Origin of the sequence: Thermoplasma sp. (assembly GCF_008709555.1) — an archaeon.
Taxonomy (GTDB): Archaea; Thermoplasmatota; Thermoplasmata; order Thermoplasmatales; family Thermoplasmataceae; genus Thermoplasma.
This window is the reverse complement of record NZ_VYIJ01000013.1, coordinates 14,749-40,232: the sequence shown is the minus strand read 5'-3', so window position 1 is coordinate 40,232 and position 25,484 is coordinate 14,749. Positions and strand designations below refer to the sequence as shown.

The window sequence follows — 25,484 nt, the reverse complement described above, 5'->3', positions numbered from 1 at the left end:
AGCAGCCATAATTCCCATGATCCTTTTGATACCACTGGCATCCCTCATGATATTCCTAGGTAAGGCCGCAGATGCCATAGGTCGTGTCTTAGTCTTCAGGATTGGTTTCATCGTATTCATGATCTTTTCGATCATGGCAGCTTTCTCCAGATCCTATACGATGCTTCTGATCGCAGTGTTCATGGTCGGTGTTGGATCTGCAGCGCTGAGTACCAACGGTACTGCCATCGTCAGTTACATCTTCTCACACGGCGGAAGAGGATTTGCCCTTGGGATAAATGCTATGGCTGTCTACCTTGGTCTCACCTTTGCCCCTTTTCTGGGCGGCGCACTCATCGAGATCTATGACTGGCAGTCCATCTTCTACTTCTCAGCTGGACTTGCGCTCGTTGGATACGTGGTCTCCATTTTCAGCCTCAGGTCGGTGGATCTCAGGGGCCACAGATCCAGAGATCTATGGCAGGCAACCATCTTCATGGCATCGCTCCTATCCCTGACTTCATTCGCCGCCTTCGGATACTTTCTCGGATACATCCAGATGATGTACCTGCTCGCGGCTGGTATTATATTGCTGGCCATCTTCATCTATCTGGAGGTCAGATCGGAGACGCAGGTCATACCCAGGCAGCTGATCTCCGGAAACCGCACATTCGTCGCATCAAACATAACCGCACTCTTGAACTATCTCAGCACATTCTCCATTGTGTTCGTGTTCTCCATATACCTCCAGGCCATACTTGGGATAACCCCCTTTATTTCAGGACTGATAATACTGCCTGAACCTGTGATGATGGTTCTACTTTCGCCAGTGGCCGGCCGCCTCTCCGACCGCTACGGTTCGAGGATGATAGCGGCGGTTGGCATGATGATCATCGGATGGTCTTTCATCTATCTCTTCTTATATGCTGGCAGGGACGTCCATGTGCTGATGATATCCCTGGCCATCATCGGTGTGGGTTTCGGCCTGTTCTCAGCACCGAACACAAATTCTGTGATGGGCTCCATAGATCCGAAATTCTCCGGTACCGGTTCCGGTTTTCTCGGAACAATGCGTTTCCTTGGACAGCTCTTCAGCATAATAACTGCCTCGGTTATACTATCCGCCTACATTCCAAAGGATCTTGTATCAGGAATTTTTTCTGGCGTGATTGTTTCAATAGACCCAGCCTACGCCTCCGACTTCGTAAACGGCTTCAGGATAGTTATGCTCGTCTCCGGGATCCTGAGCCTTGCCGGAGCATACACATCCACCCTTAAGAACAAGGGTCGGTGATCTGCGTCAGATCAATATAGGTTGAGGCAAAATTTATTTAAATGATACACAATACCCGTGGAAAAGGTTGAAATGAAGCGATACTTGATCACCAATGACGGGACCGTGATATCAGGTTATGGTTATGGTTCCCCCGTCACTGGCTATGGAGAGCTTGTTTTCACAACGTCGATGACCGGTTATCTTGAGAGTCTGACGGATCCATCATACGTGGGTCAGATACTGGTGTTCGCATCACCTACCATATCGAACTATGATCTCCGCAAGGGAGTTATGGAGAGCGAAAGAGTCAAGGTATCCGGCGTAGTGACAAGGGATGCGCATATTGAGTTTCCAGCGGGCGGACTTGGAACGGAATTCGACCGTTTTCTCATGGACGAGGGCATACCTGGCATAGATGGTGTGGATACGAGGCTTCTGGTGCGGAAGATAAGGCAGGGCGGTGTGATGAGGGCCTACATCACCGATGATCCAGAGAAGGCGAAGATCTTTCCAGATCCGATGGCTGAGAACCTGGTATCGAAGGCCGTTGAAGCCCGTGGTATAAGGAATATAAGGGGAAAGGGCGAAAAGAAACTGCTCTTCATCGATCTCGGATCGAAGAAGACGCTCAGAGACATGATGCTCGACCACTTTTCATTGACTGTGGCGTCCGTGGATTCAGACCTGGATTCCATCGACAGGTACGATGCCATATTCGTTTCTAATGGTCCTGGTGATCCGGATCACCCATCTCTTAAGCCGGTGGTTGAATTCCTCAGGAAGAACATAGGTGTGAAGCCCATATTCGGCATATGCTTTGGTCTCCAGATAATCGCTCTCGCCTATGGATCGAAAACGTACAAGATGAAGTTTGGCCACAGGGGTTCGAACCATGCGGTGACGGATGGAAGCAGGATATTCATCACGACACACAATCATGGATATGCGGTGAATCCGGACTATGTCAAGGATTTCCGCGTTTCAGAATACGACATCAATGATGGCACCATTGAGATGATAGAGGACGATATGATGATGGCCGTACAGTATCATCCTGAGGCGTCGCCCGGGCCGCATGATACGAGGTGGTTCTTTTCGGAGATGAGGAGGAGGACTGAGGATGCCACGAAGGGATGATGTGCACAGGATACTTGTCATCGGATCTGGCCCGGTTGTCATAGGGCAGGCCGCTGAGTTTGATTATTCTGGATCGCAGGCATGCCTCTCTCTCCGCGAAGAGGGTTACTTCGTTGTCCTTCTGAATTCCAATCCGGCCACGATACAGACAGATCACCGCATCGCTGATCGTGTTTACATAGAGCCCATAACGGTAGAGGCCGTGGAGCGCATAATAGCCAGGGAGAACATAGACGCCATAGAGCCGCATATGGGAGGTCAGACGGCGCTCAACCTTGCAGTCAAGCTGAAGAAGAGCGGCGTGCTCGATCGATACGGGATAAAGATCATCGGTACGCCGGTTGAGTCAATAGAGCTGGCGGAGGACAGGGAGAAGTTCTACGAGTTCCTGAAGACTATGGGCGAACCGCAGCCAGCCAGGTACAAGATAAGGCGGGATAATATAGAAGAGGACATCGCATCCATACCCGATTCTCCTGTCATAGTCCGCACATCGTTCTCTCTGGGTGGAACCGGCGGAAGCATAGCAAGATCCAGGCAGGATCTCAAGAACATGGCCGAGAATCTCTTCCGGTCCTCGGATATAGATTATCTCGAGGTCAACGAATCTCTTGAGGGCATGAAGGAGATTGAATATGAGGTCATACGGGATTCCTTCGGGAACTGCATAACCGTGTGCAACATGGAGAATATAGATCCGATGGGTGTGCACACGGGCGAGAGCATAGTCGTTACGCCATCTCAGACATTGAGCGATGTGGAGTACCAGATGCTCAGAGACTCCGCCATACGCATCATATCAGGTCTGGGCATCCAGGGTGCATGCAACATCCAGTTCGCATTGTCCGAGGGGCGCTATTACATAATTGAGGTCAATCCCAGGACATCGAGATCGTCTGCGCTCGCTTCCAAGGCAACCGGATACCCTATAGCGCGCATAGCAGCAAAGATCGCGGCTGGATACGGTCTCCATGAGATACGTAATCCCATAACGAAGAGCACGTACGCGGCCTATGAACCGTCTCTGGACTACGTGACTGTTAAGATACCAAGGTGGCCCTTCGATAAATTCTCCGTTGACCGCACAATAGGAGTTCAGATGAAGTCCATAGGAGAGGTTATGGGCATAGGACGCACCTTTGAGGAGGCGATCATGAAGGCCATAGCCAGCCTGGACAACGCATTCTCATCAAACATCAGGATGCACGCATCGGATGAAGAACTCTGGAAACTGATCGAGAGACCGAACGACCGCAGGCTTTTCGCCATATTTGAAGGTCTGTTCAGGAACTTCGACACAAAGAAGATGGCCAGGCTGTCTGGTTACGATGAATACTTCATAGAAAAGATGGAGAACATTGTTGAAATGCTGAAGCATGTCGAGATAGGCCACATTCCGGAGAACCTGCTGCACCTCAAGAGGATCGGAATACCTGACGAAATAATTTCTAGTTTCTGCGGAATTCCGGCTGATGCCATAACAAAGTACAGGATTGAGAAAAACATCATGCCCGTGTACAAGCGCATCGATACCTGTTCTGGGGAATTTGAGGTGGTAGTGCCTTATATGTATTCGACTTACGAAGACGAAGACGAGATGCCGGATCTCAAAGGATCCATAATGATCATCGGTTCTGGGCCTAACAGGATCGCGCAGGGCCTAGAGTTCGATTATGGATCCGTCAAGGCCATACTCGCCCTGAGGGACATGGGATACAGGAGCATAATGCTCAATTCAAATCCGGAGACGGTATCGACCGATTTTGATGTATCGGACGCGCTTTTCTTCGAACCCGTCACACCTGAGTACGTGATCAATGTCATAAATCGATCAGGATGCGCCGGACTCATCGTGCAGTTCTCCGGGCAGACAGGACAGAACATGGCGAAGAGGATCGAGGACATACTTGGAAGGAGGATAGTTCTCGGAACTTCCACTGAGAGCATCGAGCGCATTGAGGATCGAACAGTATTCTCAAAGGTCATAGAGGATCTGGGCATAAAACAACCTCCTTTTGCCATCGCGGAGAATGAAAATGATACGGTGCGGAAGGCTGTTTCACTGGGCCTTCCCATTATTCTCAGATCGAGTCATGTGATAGGCGGCAGGTCCATGGAGATAATATACGATATGGATTATCTTGCGGACAGGGCCAGAGAGGTCTTCACGATCTCAAAGAACGTTTTGGTGAGCAAGTACCTTGAAAATGCAACGGAGATGGACGTCGATTTCGTATCCGATGGTTCCTCTTACAACATATGTGGCATACTGGTGCATATAGAGGAGGCCGGTGTCCACTCTGGTGATGCCACCATGGTATACGGACCTGGCATGGTGAGCAGAGAAGTAGAGGAGAAGATAGAAAACATAGTTGAGAGCATGGTCAAGGAATTCCATCTCATCGGCCTATCAAATCTTCAGATCGCCGCCAGGGATGATGATGTGTACGTAATAGAACTCAACGCAAGGTCAAGCAGATCGGTTCCATTCATATCCAAGGCGACCGGCGTTGACTGGGTGAGATACGCAGTGGAATGCATGATGGGATCGAAGATCACGGAAAAACGTACGGAGGCGAAGAGCTATTTCATAAAGGTATCCGTCTTCCCGTTTTCAAAGTTCTCAGATATGGATGTTGTCTACGGGCCCGAGATGAAGTCAACCGGCGAGGCCATGTACCCGGGACGCACGATCACAGAGGCCCTGAGAAAGAGCCTCCAGAGGAGCATACGATCGGTACTCATAACGGTCAGGGATGAGGATAAACCCAGGATGGTCGATATAGCCAGGATCATGCTGGATAAGGGCATAAAGATATATGCAACTGCAGGGACTGCAAGATACCTCAACGATCATGGCATTTCTGCAGAGACGCTGTACAGGGTCAGGGACAGGAGGGAACCCAGAATACTCGATATGATATCGGGCGGTGCCATAGACATGGTGATAAATACGACTGAGATGACGGCCGGTGCCGTCAGGGACGGATTCAAGATAAGACGAATGTGCATAATGCGTGGCATACCGCTGATAATGAACGTAAACCTGGCAAAGGCCTATGCCGAATCTCTAGGCCCAATTCCGATCGATTACAGGGAGATCGGCGAGTACCTGTAGGTGCATCCTATGAAGGAGAACAAGGACGAGGAGGCCATAAGGATCATCATTGCGAAGATCAAAGCAGCCGTGCCGAAGCACACCTTCGTCTTCACGGATCCGTTCTGGATGCTCATAACTACCGTCCTTTCGCAGAGGACGAAGGACGAAACCACGGATGCAGCCGCAAGGGCATTATACGAAAGGTACAGGGACATCGATGGTCTTGCCGGCGCGGATCCTGACGAGGTCGGCAGCATAATCGGGAAGGTAGGATTCTGGCGCGTCAAGAGCAAGAAGATCGTGGAGATAGCAGGGATCATAAGGGATCGCTATAACCACAGGGTTCCGGACAACCTCGAGGATCTTATGTCCTTGCCGGGTGTTGGTATGAAGACGGCCAAGGTCGTGCTGGCCGAGGGTTTCCACAGGCCGTCGATAGCTGTAGATACGCATGTCTTCAGGATATCGCATCGGATAGGCTGGTCTGAGGCGAAGACGCCTGAGGAGACAACGTACGATCTTGAACGTCTGATCCCGAAGTACATGCAGGTGGGTTTCAATCCGATGATGGTTGAGTTCGGAAAGGCCATATGCAGGCCTGTAAGGCCACTATGCGATAAATGCCCCATAACCGCGTACTGCAGTTATTATGAAGAAAAGATGAAAAAAGGAAAAAAACAGGATCATTCGGCCACTGGGCCGTAGGCAACAAGGTTTTTCAGGTCTTCAGTGTTGTATCCTGTGCGCACGGCAAAGATGTAAATGCCCAGACTGATCAGTGCAAATGCCAGGTAATCGTACGGATATACTATGACATTGGTTCCCAGGGATCCGTAGTAGGACATGATGCCCAGTATCACGTTGTAAACTATTATCCAGACGGACGATACTATCTCTATGGATCTTGATCGAAGATAGGCGTACGCAAACGTTGCCGATGGTATCGCAGATATGATCGGCCAGTAATAGACGAAGGGCAGCCTTCCGGTATAGCCGAAGAAGCCCACCACGGTGATCAGGAACCAGTACACGGCTGATATGATTAGGGCGGAACCCAGCGTCACATTGACCTTTTCCCTGAACCTGCTCAGCAGTATCAGGGGAAGACCTGCGTATACTATCAGTATCAGGAAGTCTATTATGGAGAAACCAGACCAGTACACCAGCATTGAAGCCACGATGAAGGCAACTGGACTAAGGATCGATGCCGCTGGAAGTTTGAAAGGCCTGTGTATATCTGGCGCGTTCTTCCTTATCACCGTGTTCGTTATTCCCGCCGATAAATATGCATATACCGTAAAGGAGGCATTTATTCCCACTATCAGGTACCAGCTGGGGAATGGAGCCAGGAACAGGGATGAGATTACGAGGGTGAATATCAGTCCGATCCATGGGGTCCTGAACCTGGGGTGTATCGATCCAAAGAATTCCGGGATGACGTTCAGCCTGGCCATGCCGTAAAATGACCTCGCTGACGTGCCCTCGTATACGCCGAGAGACGCGAAGGGTGAGATGAATGCATCGATCAGTATCACTATGGCAAATATGGACAGCACGAGGACGCCTGAGTATTTTGTGGCGTAATAGAACGGGCCGGATGCCCATGACGAGGTGCTCAGTTCGCTCCAGTCTCCAGGCCTTATGCCTATTATGTTCCACTTTATTGATCCGATGAACGCTATCTCCAGCGCCACGTATATCCCTATGGTTGCGATCATGGCGGCGATGAGGCTTATCGGTACATCGCGCTGAGGGTTTCTGGCCTCGCCGGCGTACTCTATACCCTGCCTGAAACCCTCAAACGCGTATACGACACCGCTTGGTATGAGTGCAGCGAAGATCGCCGCCGAACCGTATGGAAGAAAACCGTGGGCCACGTAGAAGTTGCGCGGGTTGAACGATAGGGACATTATGAGCACAACGGTGATGATGGGTATCGCGAGCTTCCAGGCCGTCATGATGGTGTTCAGCCTTCCGTATACGTTGACACCTATGAACTGTATGAAGAAGAAGAAAGCTATCAGCGCTATCGAGACAAGAATGCCCAGCGGGGTCAGGACGCCGACAGTGGTGTTGTAGAACTGCGGCATGTATGTGGATGTGTACGTCACGACGGATATCGCCTCAACAGTTACCGTTGACACGGCGCCTATGAGGTATGCCCATCCGATGAGGAAGTTCGACATTGAACCATGGGAATACTGGTTGAATCTTACGATCGATCCAGAATATGGTATCATGCCGGACAGCTCAGCATACGTCAGCGCTATTATGAAGAAGAACAGGGCTGCTATGATCCATGTGAAAATGGATGCCGGGCCGACATAATCAGCCGCATCCAGGGCAGCGAAGAGCCAGCCGGACCCTATCATTCCAGTTATGGATAGAAAGAAGAGGTCCCATGCGCCCAGACTCCTTCTGAGTTTACCATTTCCGAAATTCGTATCTTGATTCATCATATCGTAATAGAATACATATATATAAATTTTCGAAATTTCAATACGAATATCGTAATAAGGTGATCATACGATGGCATCTGTGCATTGAAGGCTGTAGTTGGATAATTGCGTTTCCAGGTTCTCCTGCGCAATTTAGTTCCTCTGCATACCTTTATTATGATCCAGTCCGCAGGCATTTAGGAGCGTTGACATGCACTTAAATAAGGATCATTCGTATTCATGACCGGGGTTGACCTGATGGGTATTTATGATATCTTTGATGATAGATCAGCTAGCACCATTTCCGGTGCCCCTCTGGATCGTATAGCTGAAAAGTACGGTACACCGGTGATCGTTTACTCTCACGCGAGGATAGTTGCAAACATACGTCGGATCAAAGAAGCCTATCAGGGTCATGCGAAGATACTCTACTCCGTCAAGGCAAATGACAATCCGAGGATCCTGGAGATCATGCATCAGGAGTCTCTTGGATCTGATGCTGCAAGTCCTATGGAGATCTCTATCTCAGTCTTCTCTGGAATATCAGCTGCGGACATACTCTATTCACCAAACAACGCCTCGGCATACGATCTCGAATTCGCTCTGGACAGGGGGATAACAATAAATTTCAACAGTTTCACGCAGTACAGGAAGCTGCGTGAGAAGCCTTCAAGGATCTCCTTCAGGATAAACCCGGGTTTTGGCATGGGCCAGTTCGCCGGTATAACTACTGGTGGCACAACCACCAAGTTCGGCATCGATCCGGATACGGCGATCATGGCCTACGGGAAGGCCAAGGATGACGGATGCGGTGAGTTCGGAATCCACATGATGATCGGGTCGAACAACAGGGATCACAGGAAGATTGCAGAAGCCTATTCCTCATTCTTCAGGATAGCTGAGAGGATCTCCAGGGAAGCAGGTGTCAGGTTCGAGTTCGTGGATGTGGGCGGCGGCCTCGGAATACCTTACTCTGAAAACGAGGAGGATCTTGATATCGCTTCACTGGGTTCATCAGTTGTCAGGGATTTCTCAAAATATGGTTTTGGAGAGCTTGTGATGGAGCCTGGACGATATATAATAGGCGATGCTGGCGTGATCATAGGGACGGTAAATGACATCCATAACGGCTTCGTCGGTACAGACATAGGAATGAACCTCAATATAAGGCCCGCCCTTTACGGGGCAAGGCACACCATAGTTCCTCTGGGCAGACACGAGGCAGGAGAAAGAATGACGGTTACCGGGCAGGTCTGCGAGGATACCGACAGGATCGGAGAGATGGAATGGCGTGTACGCGAGGGCGATCGCATACTCGTGCTCGATTCAGGATCATACGTCTATTCTATGAGTTCCAGGTACAACGGCAGGCCCAGACCTGCAGAGGTCATGATCATGGAGGACGGATCGGACAGGTTGATAAGGCGGAGAGAGGATTTCTCGGATTTCTTGGCCACTGTTGTATGAACCTATTAATGTTTCACAATATTTATATAGCAATCAGATAATGTCATAAGGAGGTCAGACTTGTCGTCGTACATCGAGAGGATCGAGGCACATAATTTTAAGTCGTTCCGCAAGAGGAAGGTTATAAACTTCACGAAGGGCCTCAACGTCATAAGCGGCCCGAATGGCAGTGGAAAAAGCAACATTGGCGATATGCTGCTCTTCGTTCTCGGAACGAAATCCATACATGCGGTCAGGGCGGACAGGCTATCCGATCTGGTCAGCAAGGGATCGGGTAACGAGTGCAGCGTCTCAGTCACCTTCAGGAACGATGACGGCAGGACGCTCACAATAGAGAGGAAACTTGTAATCGAGGACGAACCAAAGTCGTATTACTACATCAACGGCGTGAGATCGAAGCTGTCCGATATAGACGATGCACTGGCATCCATGGGTATAAATTTCGGCACTTACAGCTTCGTGCTTCAGGGTGATATAAATGATTTCATATCGTACTCCGGCCAGGAACGGAGAAGACTCATAGAGAAGATATCTGGAGTGGATCAGTTTGATAGCGAGATAGAAAAGGTGAAGGAGGATATCGAGGCTGTAAACAGGAACATGGAGATAAATCAGACGATCATAGATGAGAAGAGACAGAACCTGGAAAAGCTACGAATTGAGAAGGAGAAGAAGGAGAAGTACGATGATCTGCTGAAGAAAAGACGTGATATAGAATACACGGAGATCCTGGCTCAGAGAAATTCCGCTGAGAGGCAGAAACGCACCATCGAGGGGCAGATATCTGATCTGGGTGCCGATATCGCCAAGCTGGAAGATCAGAGATCCGATTTGGAAAAAAGATCCGAGACCGTGAGGTCGAAGAGGGATGAGGTCGCGAAGAGGATAGATGATCTCACAAGTGGAGAGATGAACAGAGTCAAGTCGGAACTGCACGCTGTTGAGGTGGAGATAGCGAAGATACGCGGCACCATAGACGAAAAGAACAGAAACATTGAGAAACTGGAAGAGATAGTGGCAAAATACGAGAACGATAGGGATCGTCTGGATCGGGAGATCGAGGATCTTGAAAGGCAGATCGAGGAAAAGACCTCGAAGAGGAAGGAACTTGAGTCACGATACGCGGAGATGAAAGCCAGGTATGAAGATCTTTTTAGCAGAGCACAGGCTGAGGCTGTGGATGCTGCAGAGACGAGGAAAAAATCAAAGGAATACCAGGATAAGATTGAGGCGTTGAGCAAGGAGATCGAGGATCTGAAGGCCAGTACCGCGGATATAAATGCTGATCTTGCGGCCCTCATGCAGAAAAAAGCGGGCCTGGAAGAGAGGAAGGAGGATCTGGATCTCAAGATCAAGACGTCGGAATGGAAGGCAAAGGAAACATCTGAGGACATGGGAAAGTACAGCAAGAGATACTACGATCTCAAGGCTAAGTACGATCAGATCAACGATCGGATATCAGACCTGAAGAGCGAGATCGGCGAGAAGGAGGCCTCGGCCAGGAATGCTTCAAGCAGGGTTCCGGAGTATGTCAGGAACGTTAAGATGCTTGAGGAAAACGTGAAGGGTGTTGTTGGCCTTGTCCGCGATCTGATATCCTACGGCGAGAAATACGTGAAGGCCGTGGAGAGCGCCGGCGGAGGAAGGCTGAACGCCGTCGTGGTAATGGACGACGGGGTTGCCAAGGAGTGCATAGACCTGCTTAAGGAAAAGAAGATCGCGCCGATGACGTTTCTGCCGCTGAACAAGATGCGGGAACCACCGGCTCAGAGGGATACCAGCAGGATATCGAAGGATCCGGGATACCTTGGACTGCTGATGGACTTCATAGACTTCGAGGATCAGTACAGGTCAGTGGTCTATTATGCCGTACGCGATACGATACTTGTCCAGGATATGGATGCGGGCAGACGGATCATGGGTGTATTCCGCCTCGTAACGCTTGACGGCGATATATTCGATCCAGGCGGTTCTATAACGGGAGGATACAGGAATTATGCTTCTGACTACGCTTCAGCCATGAGGATACAGCACGATCTTGAGGGAATGAAGGTTCAGCTCTCATCCCTAATCGATGAGAGATCGAGGATAAAGAAGGAGATGGACCAGGCATTCAGCGAGATGAGTGAAGCATCTAGGAGATCCGGCGAACTGATGAAGGAGCAGGAGATGATCAGGAAGGAGGCGGAGAGGTCCAGGGAGGAACTTGCCGATGTGATGGCTGAGATCGCCAGGATCGATGCCGACATAGCCATGAAGAGATCGCGGATCGAGGAGATGTCAAAGACCATAGATGAGAAGACTCTGGATCTGCACAAGTATCAGGAGGCCTTGAACGATCTTTATGACAGGATCGATCCGGAGTTCTTCAGGACTCTGGGCGATATTTCCAATGAGATGAATTCGGCCAGAACAGAGCTCGATGCTATCATAGCCGACCTCAACCAGGCCATCAGCAGGAGAGACCTGATCATCAACGAGAGGAAGCACGCCGAGGATCAGATGGTTGAGACGAAGCTTCAGGAAAACGCGATACTTGCTGCGATAGACGAAGCCAATGCCAAGAAGAGGGAACTTGAGGAGAAGGCGAAGAAGTATCAGTACATGCTGAACGATCTAGAGGGAAGATACAGCGATCTTTCGGCACAGGTCAGGGATGCAGACAAACAGTTGAGGGAGATCGAGAATGGCATAAGCGATGCCAAAGCCGCGATAGACCTGAAGAATGAGATGAAAAACGATCTCAGGATAAAGGTAGGCGTACTGGATGAGCGCATATCAGCATTGGATAGGGACCTCTCATCGTACAGCGGATCGAACATCGTTATGGGCGATCTGCAGGCCATGAAGCAGGAGATAGAGAGATCCATACTCGAGCTGGGTGAGATAAACCATGCGGCACCGGAACAGTACGATGAGGCGTCGAGGGATCTGGAGCAGTACGAGAAGAAGCATAATCAGCTGGTCAGCGAGAAGAAGGCTCTCGAGGAGACCACGGCGATGCTAAACAATAGGAAGCGCGAGGTTTTCATGAAGACCTTTACCGAGATAAGCGAGAAGATGAACTACGTATACGGCATAATAAATGGAGGTACGGCGAACCTTCTCATGGTGGGTTCGGATCCGTTAACCTCGTCCATAGAGGTGAGTGTCACGCCCAAGGACAAAGCAACCGTGAAGATACAGGCGCTCAGTGGAGGCGAGAAGAGCGTTGCGGCATTATCCTTCATAACTGCAGTGCAGATACTGATGCCCAGTTCGATATACTTCCTGGACGAGGTTGACATGTTCCTGGACGGGTACAACGCGGAGAACATGATAAAGATGATAAGTCAGAACGCCGGAGAATCGCAGACGATTGTCATATCACTCAAGTCTGTGGTGTTCAGCTATGCGTCAAATGCCATAGGTGTCACCAGCGTGAATGGCGAATCCTTCGTCTTTACGGGCCGTTTTGATGGTTCGCTGGAGGCGGTATCATGAATGTTGAGGAGGTCATAGAGGACCTGATAGTGCAGGCTTCGGACGAGGACCAGGCGGAGTACTACAGGGATCTTGAGCGTTCTCTCGGATCCAGAAAGGTCGTGGATCCATCAAAGGCTGCTGTCATTAAGATACTGGAGATGTGCGCAGATGGTTTCATTGACCCATGGAACGTGGATCTCACAAAGTTCTCACAGATCATGATGAATTTCACGCAGGGTGAAACTATCGATTTTCAATTCGCTGGAAGGGCGCTGGCAGAGGCATGGTATGTCCTGCGCAGGAAATCTGACTGGTCTGTAAGGGAAGAACAGTGCGTAGAGGACGATGTGCCTGAGGAATACCCGGTGGAGATACCGAGGGATATTAAGCCTGTAGACGTCACTCCCGTTATAACAGTACCATTCAGGAGGCCAGTATCGCTCATAGAGGTCATAGACCAGGTGAGGCACAACCTGGCCAGAAAACAGCACGTCAGGCAGAAAACGCTGCCAGTATCGTTCTCAATAGACCGCCTGAACAGCGAGAGCCCTGAGGAACAGATCGAAAAGGTAATGAGCATAATAAACGGATACCCATCAGATACCATGCGCATGTCAGAGGTCTGGGGGCACGACCGCAGAGATCAGGCCTCGTTCTTTCTATATTCGCTCTTCCTCCACCATGAGGGACGCATAGAGATGATACAGGACAACCCGAACGAAGACATACTGATACGCAAGATCCATTGATTCTTCATGGGGGAGTCGTTCAGATCGATACAGCTCTGGCGGCTTCTCCGCGAACATTATACACGGTCAAGCCTGCGTATATGGACCAGATGGCGAGCAGAACAGCTTCAATGAATTCTGGAACGGCGAGGCCGACGTTCCTTATCGTCACGAAGTGAAAGACGAAGCCTATGCCCATGATGATCACGACTAGGGCAGCTATGGATCCGAAGACTCCGTAGATCCTGATCCATCCAGATAGAGATCGGGAAGCGCTTGCAATTATTATCGATATCGGAAAGAGTATGAAGTATACCAGGGCGAAGATCAGATGCACGTAGCCGTAGTGTTCGTTGAACACGCCAACCATGGCGAGAGCCAGACCGGATATTATCATGAGATCCTGAACGTATCCTGCAATCCTTATCCTCTTCAGAGAAATGACAAAGGCTATGTTGAGAAGTCCCTCTATTATGAGACCGGAGTTGAACAGAAAACCGTATCGATGTACTCCCAGATCACTCAACGCATTCCTTGACCATGAGAACCAGGTGCTGATCGCCACGTCTATCAGTATGAACAGTATCGCTATGATCGGCCCGATGATGCCTGCAAGGGCTAGAGACCGAGGCGGCATATCATTTTTTGCATTTAATGCCATATCTACGTATATTCATATAAATTGATATAAATTTTCACATGGCAATGTGCGATATCGTACGTTCATCTGTTTCGGAAATCGTATCCAGATAGATCAGATGTACTTCCAGACGTCCTGGCTGTAATTTGAGATGTATTTCACGTAAACCGACCCGTTGGTACGCTGAATCAGCCTGAATATCTCAGTGTAGTAGTCGTACAGCGCTGATGTGGGAAGGAACGTGTCTATCTCGATCATATCCTTTATCAGTTTAAAGAAATACCTGAACCGTGGTATATGCTGATCGTTTGAAATCTTTCTTATCTCTGATACATTGCGGCTCTCTATCATGGCCTCGAATACACCGCTGTCCTCGGATACTGGTGCTAGGATCTGACTGTAATGCCTGTTGAGCCTTGATTTCTGGAGGTATATGATCGTTTCCAGGTGATCCTTCTGCACGGAATCGTTTTTGAGTTCGCCTATGAATGGTGTCGACGCGAGTTCTTTGACTATCTCCTTCTCCTCATCGTCGAGAGGGAGCGCGTATGAAACCACGGATAGCCCATAGTCGTTGTTGAGGCGTTCGAACATTTCCTGGATCCCCCTCGTAGGTCCCAGATATTCAACCCTCGTATGGTCACCGTGTATGATGTACTTCGACAGAAGTTCCGATATATCCTCTATCTTAGAGCTGTGGAATCTTATGTATATGTTCAAATCCCCTCTGAATATGTCAATATTGCTCATAACGCAGGATGGTGCACGGAGAAGTTTTTCAATTATCTCATAGCCATGGATGTTATTGATCCTCTCATCGATGACAAAGAAATCCTCCTTTTCCACAGGATTGAACGCGCTGAAATTCATATTTACCTTCTTTCCAGACCTGAACTTGGGGAAAAATGCGCTCATCATCAACTTCCCGTCGCTGTTATGAATCATCACGGGTATTCTGAAATCCAGATCTGAGGAAGATTTGATGAAAGGTGTGTCCTCCCTGAGTTTCAATATGAGATCCATATCCAGGGCATGATCTATGTCTATGAGCTGCATGAGAATTTATTGATTCCTACTATATTAAATTCATTATGGCTGCGATTACAAATTGGCTTGTAAGGCTGGATTTCTGGGGGTTTGCAAGACATCACGAATCGCCCGGCGGCATTCTTCAGTTGAGGATCATTGCGTATCCATGTATCGACAAGATCGTCTTCGGATACTCATGGCATCGTACCATTGTATGCCCCAGCCCCTTTGAGTTCATCGATGCTTATCGTGTTGATTATCTCTCTGACCTGCTTGAGGCCCAGGTATTTGCGTACATAGGCTGAACTGTCGGAGTATTTGTATGTGGTCATGAAGTCGCTGTTGCTTTTCTCCCTCATCTCGTTCAGTTTGCGATTGAAGATGGCCATGAGGGCCCTGCTCTCATTCTCCGTCAGCCTTGGCTGCAAAAACACCTGTATCGGGCTTGTCCTGTATGTGGGTCCCTTCACGAATACACCGTCGGCATCGAAATCATCGGCTATCCAGTAAAGGCCGGATCTGCCCTCCGGTGTTCCCTTATCGACGGTTCTCACATACAGTGGGTTCGATCTTATGCTGTCGTACAGATCATCGTTCACGTAGAATGTCTCCTTGGCGTAATCCCCATGTTTGTAGTCCTTGGAATCAACAAGCACCACCCTGTTGCTGCCCGGGTTCTTGATGACCTCATCGTATGTGAGGTAGAACCTTATGACCGGGTGATCAGGCTTGAAATTGTTCCTCACGTAATCCTGGTATTCGTTGCCAGGCCTGAAATTGTTTTCTCTGTACAGCACATATCTCTTCCTCTCGATGTGCCTGTTTACCCTCATTGCTTCGAACTCCATTTTGTCGATGGGCGATTGGGAGCGCTGGAAGCCAAGTATCATCACATTCGTCCCCGTGAAGCTGAATATCCTCCTCTCGAAGATGAAGCAGCTCTCTATCCTGTACCTGGTGAGGAAGTCCTCCCTGATCTTTCTGGTACCAGCATCTGCGAAGAGGAAGTTTGAGGGTACTATGTATATCATGTTATCGATCCCATGCCGGAGATCGTTCATCATCGCTATTTGGTATAGATCTTGATATCCGGCGTTCTCGCCATGGAAGTATGCCCTGTGTCTGTACGCTTCACTCTGCTTTTTTATGTATCCTAGATACAGGTACGGAGGGTTTGTGATGTGAAATACTGGATACTCCCCATCAAGCGCAGGATAATCCTTGAGCGTGTCTCTGATCCTTATGTTCTCCCCTGCAATATCAGGAGGTATCCCATATCTGCGGGCATTCTGTATGGATCTCTCAACGGCACCGCCATCTATGTCGAAGCACATCATATGTTTTCTGAAGAATTCCAGTCTCTCGTCTGGATCGATATACTCAAGCATCGGAAGGATAAGGTTCCCCTCGCCGCAGAACATATCGACCCACAGATAGTCCTTCAGGCGGTCGGCTATCTGTGGCATGATGTATTCATGGAAAACCTCGACCGGCGTGAAGTGCATTCCCAGCATCCTTCTGTTAACATTGCGATCTTCAGGCATGCCTCATCGCCCCTTCATGTTATTGTATCCGAAACGGTATATATCTGCCTTCCATCGCATGATCCTATGATATATGCGCATTATGATCCTCACCATCGTTTTCCATCGATGCACACTGAAAGATAGCTGGCTTCCTGAAAAAGGTTTTTAGAGAATTTTTCCGTGTATTCAAAAGCCTTTGAGAGAACCGTGATGGGGATGGCCGGGTTTGAACCGACGACCACCTGGTTATGAGCCAGGCGCTCTGCCTAGCTGAGCTACATCCCCACGCCGCTGATCGGTCTCGAACCGATGACCGCTCGGTTAACAGCCGAGTGCTCTACCAACTGAGCTACAGCGGCACTAAGACCGATAGAACTACTTTCCTTTTAACTTTTTCGTCAAATGCCGCCTCTGGCACCTATCGGCCCAGTGCTGGATGCCCTGTCTGCATCGTAATATGCACATTGTATTTTATTCTTATCTTCCTGTGGCTTGGAAAAGATAATATCCAGAATTATGCTGTTGATTGCAATGAACATACTTCTCATCGGTGGCAACGGATTCGGCAGAGTTCATGCTGAAACATACAGGAGGCTGGGCCTCGATTTTTCAGTGTATGACAGGAATCCACAGGTTCTCGAAGAGTACAGGAAGAATTACGTAGTCCGCAGCGCGTATTCTGATTTGAGCGAAGCGCTGAGCGGAGATAGCGACGTGGTTGACATAGTACTTCCACATAACCTTCACTTCGACGTGGCCATGAAGGCCATCGACCGGAACAAGCATGTTATGATCGAAAAACCTGTGACCGGCAGGATAGACGAGGCGATCAAACTCGTGAACCAGGCCAGAAGGAGGCATCTGAAGTTCATGGTTGCAGAACAGTTCTATTTCGATCCGTCGTTCAGGAAGGCGCTGGAGATCGTTCAGAGCGGAAGGATAGGTGAGGTGCGCACCGTCATAGTGAGGGACCAGCAGAGGTATGACGCACCCGGATGGAGGAGCAGGAAGGAGGAGATGATGGGCGGATCGCTCATAGATGGAGGCGTGCATTTCCTCGAGATTTTCCTGGACTTTGGAGGTCGATGGAAGTACGTGGATGCCCATAACTACAGGGGAGGCACATCTATTGAGGGCGAGGACAACACCGCGGCGATCTTCACCTTTGAGAACGACGCCCATGGCATATTCTACTACTCCTGGAGCTATAAAGATCCGCCAAAGGTCCCGGCATTCGAGGTCATAGGCACCGAGGGGTCCGTGTACGAGATGAAGGAAACGAGCCTGATGAAGCCTGACAGCGTGAGGACCGTGCTGAATCAACCAGTACTGAACGGGACCATCGTAAACGTAGAATGGAGGGACGTATACGAGTCTGAGATCGGTGGATTCATCGATAGCATTGAGCGGGACACAGAGGTGCCATACCCTCCGGAGAACGCCATAAGGAATCTGGAAGCTGTGCTGAAGATGTACGGGCGCTGATCTTCCCTAAGGGACGATCAGAACATGCGCGGTATCGATCTGTCAACATCGATCACCAGTGCCTTCTGGTCTGATCCGGATCTGAGCCATTCCAGGTTCCTGAGATCGGAATCAGCCGTGCGGACATCCACTCCATAGGATGATATTACGCCTTCGATGTCTGGTTCAGGCCTCAGGAAGTCTGCATCCTTGAGGCTTGGATAATAGGACATGGCATAGCTCCTCAGTATGTTGTACCCACTGTTTCTCAGAATTATCATCTTCAGCGGTACCCCATAATGCCTGGCTGTCCATAAAGCTTGGATGGAATACATCAGCGATCCATCCCCGATGACTGATAGGACTCTGGGATCGTTCATGGACATGCCTATTGATGCTGGCAGGGCCCATCCTATCTGTCCACTCCTTGCCGTGAAATAGCCATTTGGTCTGTACCCGAAGTAATGGCGAAGGGTCTCTGACATGGAAATTGCCTCGTCTACCAGCGCATAATCGCCGAAGTACTTCGATATCCTGTATGACACGTATCTGTATCCCATCCTTTTTTTCTCGCGCATTGCGTCCGTGAACTTCATATAGTCCTTCCCTCGTGCGAAGCTGCATTTTCGCTGCACCATGGGTATGATCTTCCTGAGGAATGTCCTTGGATTCGCCCTGTAGGTTTCGCCGATCCTCCTCGTACTGTTCATGCCTATTGATATCTTCCTTATCCCGGGAAGAACAGTATCGATGGTGTACGGGTAGAGCGTCAGATCAGAACCAATGAACAGGATGAGATCATTCTGCATGAGCTGCAGTGATATCAGTATCTCAGCTGGAAAGAGTTCACCGGCATACTGCTGATCGTCGGAAGGGTAGCTCGATCTGTTTCCAAGGGGCTCTGAGTACACCGGGCATCCCAGTTTCCTGGCAAATTCAACGGCCTCATCGAAGGCCCTGAACTCGTCTATCTCCGATCCAAAAACTATTGCGGGGTTATTGGATTCCATTATGGCCTCGGCCACCTTCCGCACGTCCTCGCTGTCGGCCACCTCATACTCCGATATTGCTACCCCCTCTTTCGAGTAGTTTCCATCCGACTCCATCACATCCATCGGAAACGATAGGAACACCGGTCCCTTCGGCGGTTCTTCAGCTATCTGATAGGCCTTTCTCATAACATAGGCGATGTCTGATGGTCTCCTGATCTCATAGCTGTACTTAGCGAATCTATCCCCAAGGCCAGTTAGATCGCCTGATAGAAGTGGATCATAGGCCAGATGCCGCTGGTCCTGTTGCCCTGCCGTGACTATTAGCGGAGTCCTGTTCCTCGAAGCAGTTATCAGGAAGGCCATGGCGTTCCCAATACCGAGTTCCGTATGGAGATTGACGATCGACGGTTTGCCGGACGAGATGGCGTATCCTTCCGCTATTCCGGCAGCCACCCCGTCATGCAGGGCCAGAACATAATCATCAACGTCTGTCAGCATGGGGATCTCCGTTGTTCCGGGATTGCCGAATACGGGCAGGAGGTTCAGGTCCTCCAACATCTTGCCGAAGATCTCGTGTCCCTTCGTTCATATCACCCTGAAGTTTGGGTCGTATCCCTGCATGTACCTCATCACGTTTGCAATTGTCTCGCGGAAGAAACGCATCTGGCTCTCCACGGTAACTCCAGCTATATGTGGCGAGAGCAGGGTATTTTCAAGCCGCAGCAATGGCGATTCGGGATCCGGAGGCTCCCTTTCGAATACGTCCAGGCCAGCGCGTATGCCCTTTTTCTGTATCGCTTCCACCAGGTCCTTCTCCACCACAACCTCGCCTCTCGAAGTGTTGATGAATATGGATCCATCCTTCATGAGGTCGAACTTTCTGCGATCGAAGAGATGCCGTGTACTGTCATTGAGCGGCACATGTACGGATACTATATCGGAAGCTGAAAGAAGCCTGTCAAGATCAACGTACGTGCAGCCGTATTCCTCCTCCTCAGCCTCGCTCATTCTCCTGACGTCATTGTATATTATCGCGACCTTGAATGGCAGAAGTCTAGCAGCAAGGGCACGGCCTATGGATCCCATGCCCACTATGCCGAACGTCTTGCCCATGAGGTCAGATGACCTCGTTATCTTCGGCCATCTTCCAGCCCTTATCTCGGAGTCCAGAAAGCGCTGATCCTTGAGGATAGAGAGCACCATGGAGATCGCATGCTCTGCCACGCTGTCGGCGCTTGCTGTTGGTATGTTAGAAACGGCTATGCCGTTCCTTCTCATGAGGTCCAGGTCAACATTGTTGTAGCCGATGCTTGCCACCTGCACGAACCTCAGCTTCGGCATCCTCTTTATCAGGTCTTCGTTGACAGGCGTGAACGTGGTCACGATGAGGATCTCAGCATCGCTCCTATCGAAGTTCGCATCAGTCCTGATATCGATGTCCGGTGTCAATGCCGATACGGCTGCCTTTATCTGATCCAGCGGAAGAAAATCAGGTACTATGATCAGTATCTTCATATTTAAATAAGTGGAAAATAATATATATACTTTGCCACATATCAATGCGGAATGAACGTTGAACCGGGATCGCTATGATCCAGTCCAGCATATTAGGGACGATCAAAAGTAATATAAGAATGCAGAACATCGGTTTTTATGTCAGGATTCGTGCCGACGCACATATTCTTCACCAGAGGCGTGGGGAGGGGAGAGACGCAGCTTGTTTCGTTCGAAGCTGCACTCAGGGATGCAGGCATAGCACCATACAACCTGTCCAGCATAAGTTCGATATTCCCGCCTCATGCGGAGATGATAACCAGGGAGGAGGGCCTCAAGAAGCTCAGCCCGGGGCAGATACTGTTCACCGTTCTTGCCAGAAACACATCAAACGAGCTCAACAGGATGATATCTGCGGCCATAGGATATGCCATACCCAGGGACCGCAGCAAGTGGGGATACCTCAGCGAGCATCACAGCTTCGGTGAAACGGAGAAGGTCGCAGGATCCTTCGCGGAGAAGCTTGCGGCCGAGATGCTGGCGTCCACCATCGGATCGTCGGCACAGCTTGCATATGACAAGCAGAAGGAGGAGTATGTCCTTGAGGACAAGATACTAACCACCGGGTCAATATCATCAACGGCTGTGGTTCTGGAGTCCGGCGAGTGGACTACCGTTGTGGCTGCGGCTGTTCTCATAGTGGAGTGATCGCCTTGGATATAGAGACAAAATGGCAGAATGCATGGGAAAGAGACGGCGTGTTCGTGCCGAAGATCGATGGCAGGAAGAAGTTCATGATAACGGTGCCCTGGCCATACACCAACGGATCGCTTCACGTAGGCCATGGGAGGACGTACACGCTGGGCGACATCATCGCAAGGTACAAGCGTTCGAGAAACTACAATGTCCTCTTTCCGATGGGATTTCACCAGAGTGGGACCCCGATACTTGCCTTTTCAGAGAGGATCAGATCCGGCGATAGGGCGACCATCGATCTATACGCGTCATACCTGAAGGAATATGGAGAGAAGGATATCGATGGACTCATCGAGAGCTTCAAGGATCCGAAGAACATAGCTGATTATTTCTCCAACGCGATCATAAATGATTTCAAGCACCTTGGGTACTCCATAGACTGGACAAGGCGCTTCACATCTGCAGACGAGTTCTACCAGAGATTCGTTCAGTGGCAGTTCAGGCGGCTCAATGATAAGGGTCTCATAAAGCAGGGCAGGTATCCAATACTGTACAGTCTTGAGGACGACAACGCGGTCGGCGAGGACGACATAAAGGACGGGGATACCGATAAGGTGACCATAGAGGAGTACACCGCCGTCTTCTTTCATGGAAAATCGTTTGATCTCATAGCCGCATCCCTGAGGCCGGAGACCATCTACGGCATAACCAACATATGGGTGAATCCAAAGGCAAAATACGTGAAGATCCTCATAGCTGGCCGTGAGGCCGTTGTATCCGAGGAGTGCTCTGTCAAGCTGAAGCTGCAGGGAAACGAGGTGGATACGCAGGCAACGGTATCGGTTGAGGAGATACAGAGGCAGACGTACACAACGCCTGTGGGCAAAGAGGTTAAGGTGTATCAGGCCGATTTCGTTGATCCTGACAACGGTACCGGAATAGTGTATTCCGTACCATCACACTCCGTCTACGACTACGTCTATTACAGGAAGAAACGCGGTAAGGATTTTCCCGTCATAATTGAGGCGCCAGTCAAAATGGAAGATATCGAGAGTAAATTCGATCTCAACACATATGAGGGGAGAGAGGAGGCGACGAGGGAACTCTACAGAAACGAGTTCTACTATGGAAAGATGGTGAACTCCGGCCAGTACACCGGGATGACTGTGAGGGAGGCACGCGAGTCGGTCAAGAGGGATCTCATAGCCAGCGGAAACGCCTTCGTTTTCTACGAGACGTCAAGGCACGCTGTGACCAGGTCTGGTTCGAAGGTCATAGTTGCCGTGTTACCGGATCAGTGGTTCCTGGACTATTCGCAGGCATGGCTCAAGGATCTCGGCCATAACATGATAAACTCCATGACCCTCTATCCGGAGGTATACCGGAACGTGATGAACGATGCAATAGACTGGCTGAAGGAACGCCCATGTGCCAGAAGACGCGGGCTTGGAACGAAGCTCCCCTTCGATGACAGATGGGTCATAGAGTCGCTATCCGATTCCACCATATATCCAGCGGTGTACACGAACTCAACACAGATCAGGTCCCTCTACGAGAAGGGTTATCTTAACGATGAAGCGATCACTAGGATCTTCCTCGAAGGTTCACCTGTTAATGAAGAGGAGTCAGAGGCAAAGAAACAGTTCCAGTACTGGTATCCTGTGGACATAAGGCTCACAGCAATACCACACATCTCGAACCACCTATCCTTCTACGTCCTGAACCATGCGGCTGTGTTCCCACGGGAGAAGTGGCCCGCCGGACTCATAATATCAGGCCTCGTTGTTTCGAACGGTGCGAAGATATCAAAGAGCAAGGGAAATGTCATCTCCCTTCTGGAGATAACGAAGAAATATTCAGCGGACATCTACAGGCTGTACGTCGCCGTTCAGGCTGACATATCATCGACCATGGACTGGAATGAGACTGATCTTGCAAGCGTGACCAGGAGATTCAACGAGTTCAAGGAGATAATGTCCTCATTCAGGCCAGATGAATCGGATCTCAGCTTTGAGGAGGCATGGTTCGTGGCAAGGTTCAGCGTAAGACTCAGGCAGTTCATGGAGAGCATGGACAAATACCAGATCAGGGATGCATACATCGACATATTTTACGGCGTTCTCAACGATCTAAGGTACCTGGGATCCAGGGGTGGAAGCATCAACAGGGCCATAACCCCTGTTATAGCGGACTGGGTCCGATCGATGATGCCGGTTATACCGCATCATGCGGAGGAATACTGGCACATGTACGTGGCAAACACATACGTATCAACCGATCCGTTCGAGGAGAACTTCCAGGACAGTTATGAACGCATCGTCCGCAGGTTTGGCATGACCTGCGATCAGATGTACTCGGCCATGGATTACGTGGAGAAGGTGCTGCAGGATGTCAGGAACATAGTTCAGGTCACAGGGATGGAACCGAAATCCGTTGAGATAACGGTGGCAAACGCTGATGTGATCAGGGCCGCGCAGGAATTCCTGAACAACAACGTGTCCGGCCAGTCGAAAAAATACATGCAGTACCTTGTGAAGCGCAGGAAGGATATAATCATATATGGGTTCGACGAGTACGAGGTCCTTCAGAGAAACCAGGTCTATTTATCAAAGCAAATTGGATGTACCGTGAGGATCGAGAGGGGGGATGTCATAAACGGAAAAATAGCAATTCCCGGCAAACCGGTTATATATATATCATGATTAAGAATAACGAGATAAGTAATTTCATATATTATTAATGCATGTCCACATGTAATTAGATATTTAATGATAAGGTGACCTATATGCCGGAGAATATGGATCCTTTTGAGATGGCCCTCCAGCAGCTCGAAAAAGCCGCCGCGGTTCTGAAGCTTGATGAGCAGGCCCTTGAGATTCTGAAGCAGCCGGAGAAGATCCTGCAGGTAAGCCTACCCGTGAGGATGGATAATGGTAAGATCAAGGTATTCACCGGCTTCAGGGTGAGGTACAACACAGCGAGAGGCCCTGGGAAAGGTGGCATCAGGTATCATCCAGAGGAGACTCTCTCGACTGTAAAGGCTCTTGCCGCATGGATGACCTGGAAATGTGCCATCGTGGACATACCGTTCGGCGGTGCAAAGGGAGGCATCATATGCGATCCGAAATCCATGAGTCCCGGCGAGTTGGAGAGGCTCAGCAGGGCTTACATAAGGGCAATAGCGGACTTCATAGGGCCGGAGGTCGACGTACCGGCACCAGACGTTTACACGAATCCGCAGATAATGGCATGGATGATGGATGAATATGAAGGCATTGTGAGGCACAGCGCACCGAACGTGATCACTGGAAAGCCATTGGAGGTTGGCGGTTCTGAGGGCCGTGGTGACTCTACCGCCAAAGGCGGTATGTACGTCCTGAGGGAGGGTGCGAAGAGGATAGGTCTTGACCTCTCAAAGGCGACGGTTGCCGTCCAGGGGTTTGGAAACGCCGGTCAGTTCGCCGTGAAGTTCGTGCACGACATGTTCGGATCGAAGGTCGTTGCGGTATCTGATACCAAGGGTGGCATATACAAGAAGGACGGTATAGATTACGAGGCGCTTCTCGAACATAAGAGGAAGACAGGAACCGTCGTGGGCTTTCCGGGCTCGAAGCCGATAACAAACGAGGAGCTTCTGGAATCTGACGTTGACGTGCTGATACCTGCAGCGATCGAAGAGCAGATAACCGGGAAGAACGCAGATAAGATAAGGGCCAAGATAGTTCTTGAACTGGCCAACGGGCCCACGACTCCAGAAGCGGATGAGATACTGTTCAAGCGCGGTATCCTTGATCTGCCGGATTTCTTATCGAATTCCGGTGGCGTTACCGTATCGTACTTTGAGTGGGTTCAGAACAACTACGGCGAGTACTGGACAGCCGAGGACGTTTACGCCAAGCTCGATCAGAAGATGACAAAGGCAGCACATGACGTGTTCGACGCCATGGATAAGTACAAGGTGAATCCAAGAACTGCTGCTTACGTTGTCTCTGTGAAGAAGGTGGCTGACGCCATGAAGGCCAGAGGCATGTACTGAAAAAAGTGTTTTATTTA

At 49.9% G+C, this 25,484-nt stretch carries 17 protein-coding genes and 2 tRNA genes; 11 read left to right on the top strand and 8 right to left on the bottom strand.

Translation table 11 applies throughout. The features are described from left to right. From F6Q11_RS05710 to nth, 4 genes are all read left to right on the top strand, one after another. On the top strand, positions 1–1,273 hold a 1,273-nt coding region (locus tag F6Q11_RS05710), incomplete at its 5' end, for an MFS transporter (protein ID WP_297027071.1). A gap of 57 nt (positions 1,274–1,330) precedes the next feature. Continuing rightward, positions 1,331–2,392: a glutamine-hydrolyzing carbamoyl-phosphate synthase small subunit gene (gene carA, locus F6Q11_RS05705; protein WP_297027068.1), complete on the top strand. Its 1,062-nt coding sequence runs from the start codon at positions 1,331–1,333 to the stop codon at positions 2,390–2,392. Continuing rightward, positions 2,376–5,510: a carbamoyl-phosphate synthase (glutamine-hydrolyzing) large subunit gene (gene carB, locus F6Q11_RS05700; RefSeq protein ID WP_297027064.1), complete on the top strand. Its 3,135-nt coding sequence runs from the start codon at positions 2,376–2,378 to the stop codon at positions 5,508–5,510. The genes carA and carB overlap by 17 nt, the downstream gene beginning before the upstream one ends. Positions 5,511–5,519: 9 nt before the next feature. Then, a complete protein-coding gene (gene nth / locus F6Q11_RS05695) occupies positions 5,520–6,197 on the top strand; it encodes an endonuclease III (protein ID WP_297027060.1) in 678 nt (225 codons plus the stop codon). Here the strand turns inward: nth and F6Q11_RS05690 are convergent. Then, positions 6,176–7,951 carry an APC family permease gene (locus tag F6Q11_RS05690; RefSeq protein WP_297027058.1) on the bottom strand — a complete coding sequence of 592 codons (1,776 nt, stop codon included), beginning with the start codon at positions 7,949–7,951 and terminating at the stop codon, positions 6,176–6,178. The genes nth and F6Q11_RS05690 overlap by 22 nt on opposite strands. Positions 7,952–8,170: 219 nt before the next feature. Between F6Q11_RS05690 and lysA the strand changes: the two genes are divergently transcribed. The 3 genes from lysA to F6Q11_RS05675 are packed head-to-tail and all read left to right on the top strand — an operon-like array spanning position 8,171 to position 13,611. After that, positions 8,171–9,397, top strand: a complete 1,227-nt coding sequence (gene lysA / locus F6Q11_RS05685; protein ID WP_297027053.1) for a diaminopimelate decarboxylase — start codon at positions 8,171–8,173, stop codon at positions 9,395–9,397. Positions 9,398–9,457: 60 nt separating this feature from the next. Then, complete coding sequence (smc, locus tag F6Q11_RS05680; protein WP_297027051.1) at positions 9,458–12,880, top strand: chromosome segregation protein SMC; 3,423 nt, start codon at positions 9,458–9,460, stop codon at positions 12,878–12,880. After that, positions 12,877–13,611: a ScpA family protein gene (locus tag F6Q11_RS05675; RefSeq protein ID WP_297027048.1), complete on the top strand. Its 735-nt coding sequence runs from the start codon at positions 12,877–12,879 to the stop codon at positions 13,609–13,611. Before smc ends, F6Q11_RS05675 begins: the two co-directional genes overlap by 4 nt. A 19-nt stretch (positions 13,612–13,630) precedes the next feature. Here F6Q11_RS05675 and F6Q11_RS05670 read toward each other — a convergent pair whose 3' ends face one another. From F6Q11_RS05670 to F6Q11_RS05650, 5 genes are all read right to left on the bottom strand, one after another. Then, positions 13,631–14,251, bottom strand: a complete 621-nt coding sequence (locus F6Q11_RS05670) for a DUF998 domain-containing protein (protein ID WP_297027046.1) — start codon at positions 14,249–14,251, stop codon at positions 13,631–13,633. Between the two features lie 93 nt (positions 14,252–14,344). Further along, positions 14,345–15,286 carry a hypothetical protein gene (locus F6Q11_RS05665; RefSeq protein ID WP_297027044.1) on the bottom strand — a complete coding sequence of 314 codons (942 nt, stop codon included), beginning with the start codon at positions 15,284–15,286 and terminating at the stop codon, positions 14,345–14,347. Between the two features lie 167 nt (positions 15,287–15,453). Further along, complete coding sequence (locus tag F6Q11_RS05660) at positions 15,454–16,803, bottom strand: N-6 DNA methylase (protein WP_297027042.1); 1,350 nt, start codon at positions 16,801–16,803, stop codon at positions 15,454–15,456. Positions 16,804–16,996: 193 nt separating this feature from the next. Next, a tRNA-Ile gene (locus F6Q11_RS05655) sits at positions 16,997–17,070 on the bottom strand. Between the two features lies 1 nt (position 17,071). Then, positions 17,072–17,144 (bottom strand) — tRNA-Asn (locus tag F6Q11_RS05650). Positions 17,145–17,316: 172 nt separating this feature from the next. On the opposite strand from F6Q11_RS05650, the gene F6Q11_RS05645 reads away from it, so the two are divergent. Beyond that, positions 17,317–18,270 carry a Gfo/Idh/MocA family protein gene (locus tag F6Q11_RS05645; RefSeq protein ID WP_297027039.1) on the top strand — a complete coding sequence of 318 codons (954 nt, stop codon included), beginning with the start codon at positions 17,317–17,319 and terminating at the stop codon, positions 18,268–18,270. Positions 18,271–18,287: 17 nt separating this feature from the next. Here the strand turns inward: F6Q11_RS05645 and F6Q11_RS05640 are convergent, their stop codons facing one another. Continuing rightward, positions 18,288–19,811, bottom strand: a complete 1,524-nt coding sequence (locus F6Q11_RS05640) for a thiamine pyrophosphate-binding protein (RefSeq protein WP_297027077.1) — start codon at positions 19,809–19,811, stop codon at positions 18,288–18,290. Positions 19,812–19,826: 15 nt separating this feature from the next. After that, positions 19,827–20,756 carry a 2-hydroxyacid dehydrogenase gene (locus tag F6Q11_RS05635; RefSeq protein ID WP_297027036.1) on the bottom strand — a complete coding sequence of 310 codons (930 nt, stop codon included), beginning with the start codon at positions 20,754–20,756 and terminating at the stop codon, positions 19,827–19,829. Positions 20,757–20,894: 138 nt separating this feature from the next. Here F6Q11_RS05635 and F6Q11_RS05630 point away from each other — a divergent pair, with 138 nt between their 5' ends. From F6Q11_RS05630 to F6Q11_RS05620, 3 genes are all read left to right on the top strand, one after another. Then, a complete protein-coding gene (locus tag F6Q11_RS05630; protein ID WP_297027031.1) occupies positions 20,895–21,443 on the top strand; it encodes a pyruvoyl-dependent arginine decarboxylase in 549 nt (182 codons plus the stop codon). Beyond that, entirely contained in the window at positions 21,440–24,133 is a 2,694-nt protein-coding gene (gene leuS, locus F6Q11_RS05625) for a leucine--tRNA ligase (RefSeq protein ID WP_297027028.1), read from the top strand. The genes F6Q11_RS05630 and leuS overlap by 4 nt, the downstream gene beginning before the upstream one ends. An 83-nt stretch (positions 24,134–24,216) precedes the next feature. Continuing rightward, positions 24,217–25,467: a Glu/Leu/Phe/Val dehydrogenase gene (locus F6Q11_RS05620; protein WP_297027026.1), complete on the top strand. Its 1,251-nt coding sequence runs from the start codon at positions 24,217–24,219 to the stop codon at positions 25,465–25,467. Positions 25,468–25,484 lie beyond the last annotated feature (17 nt).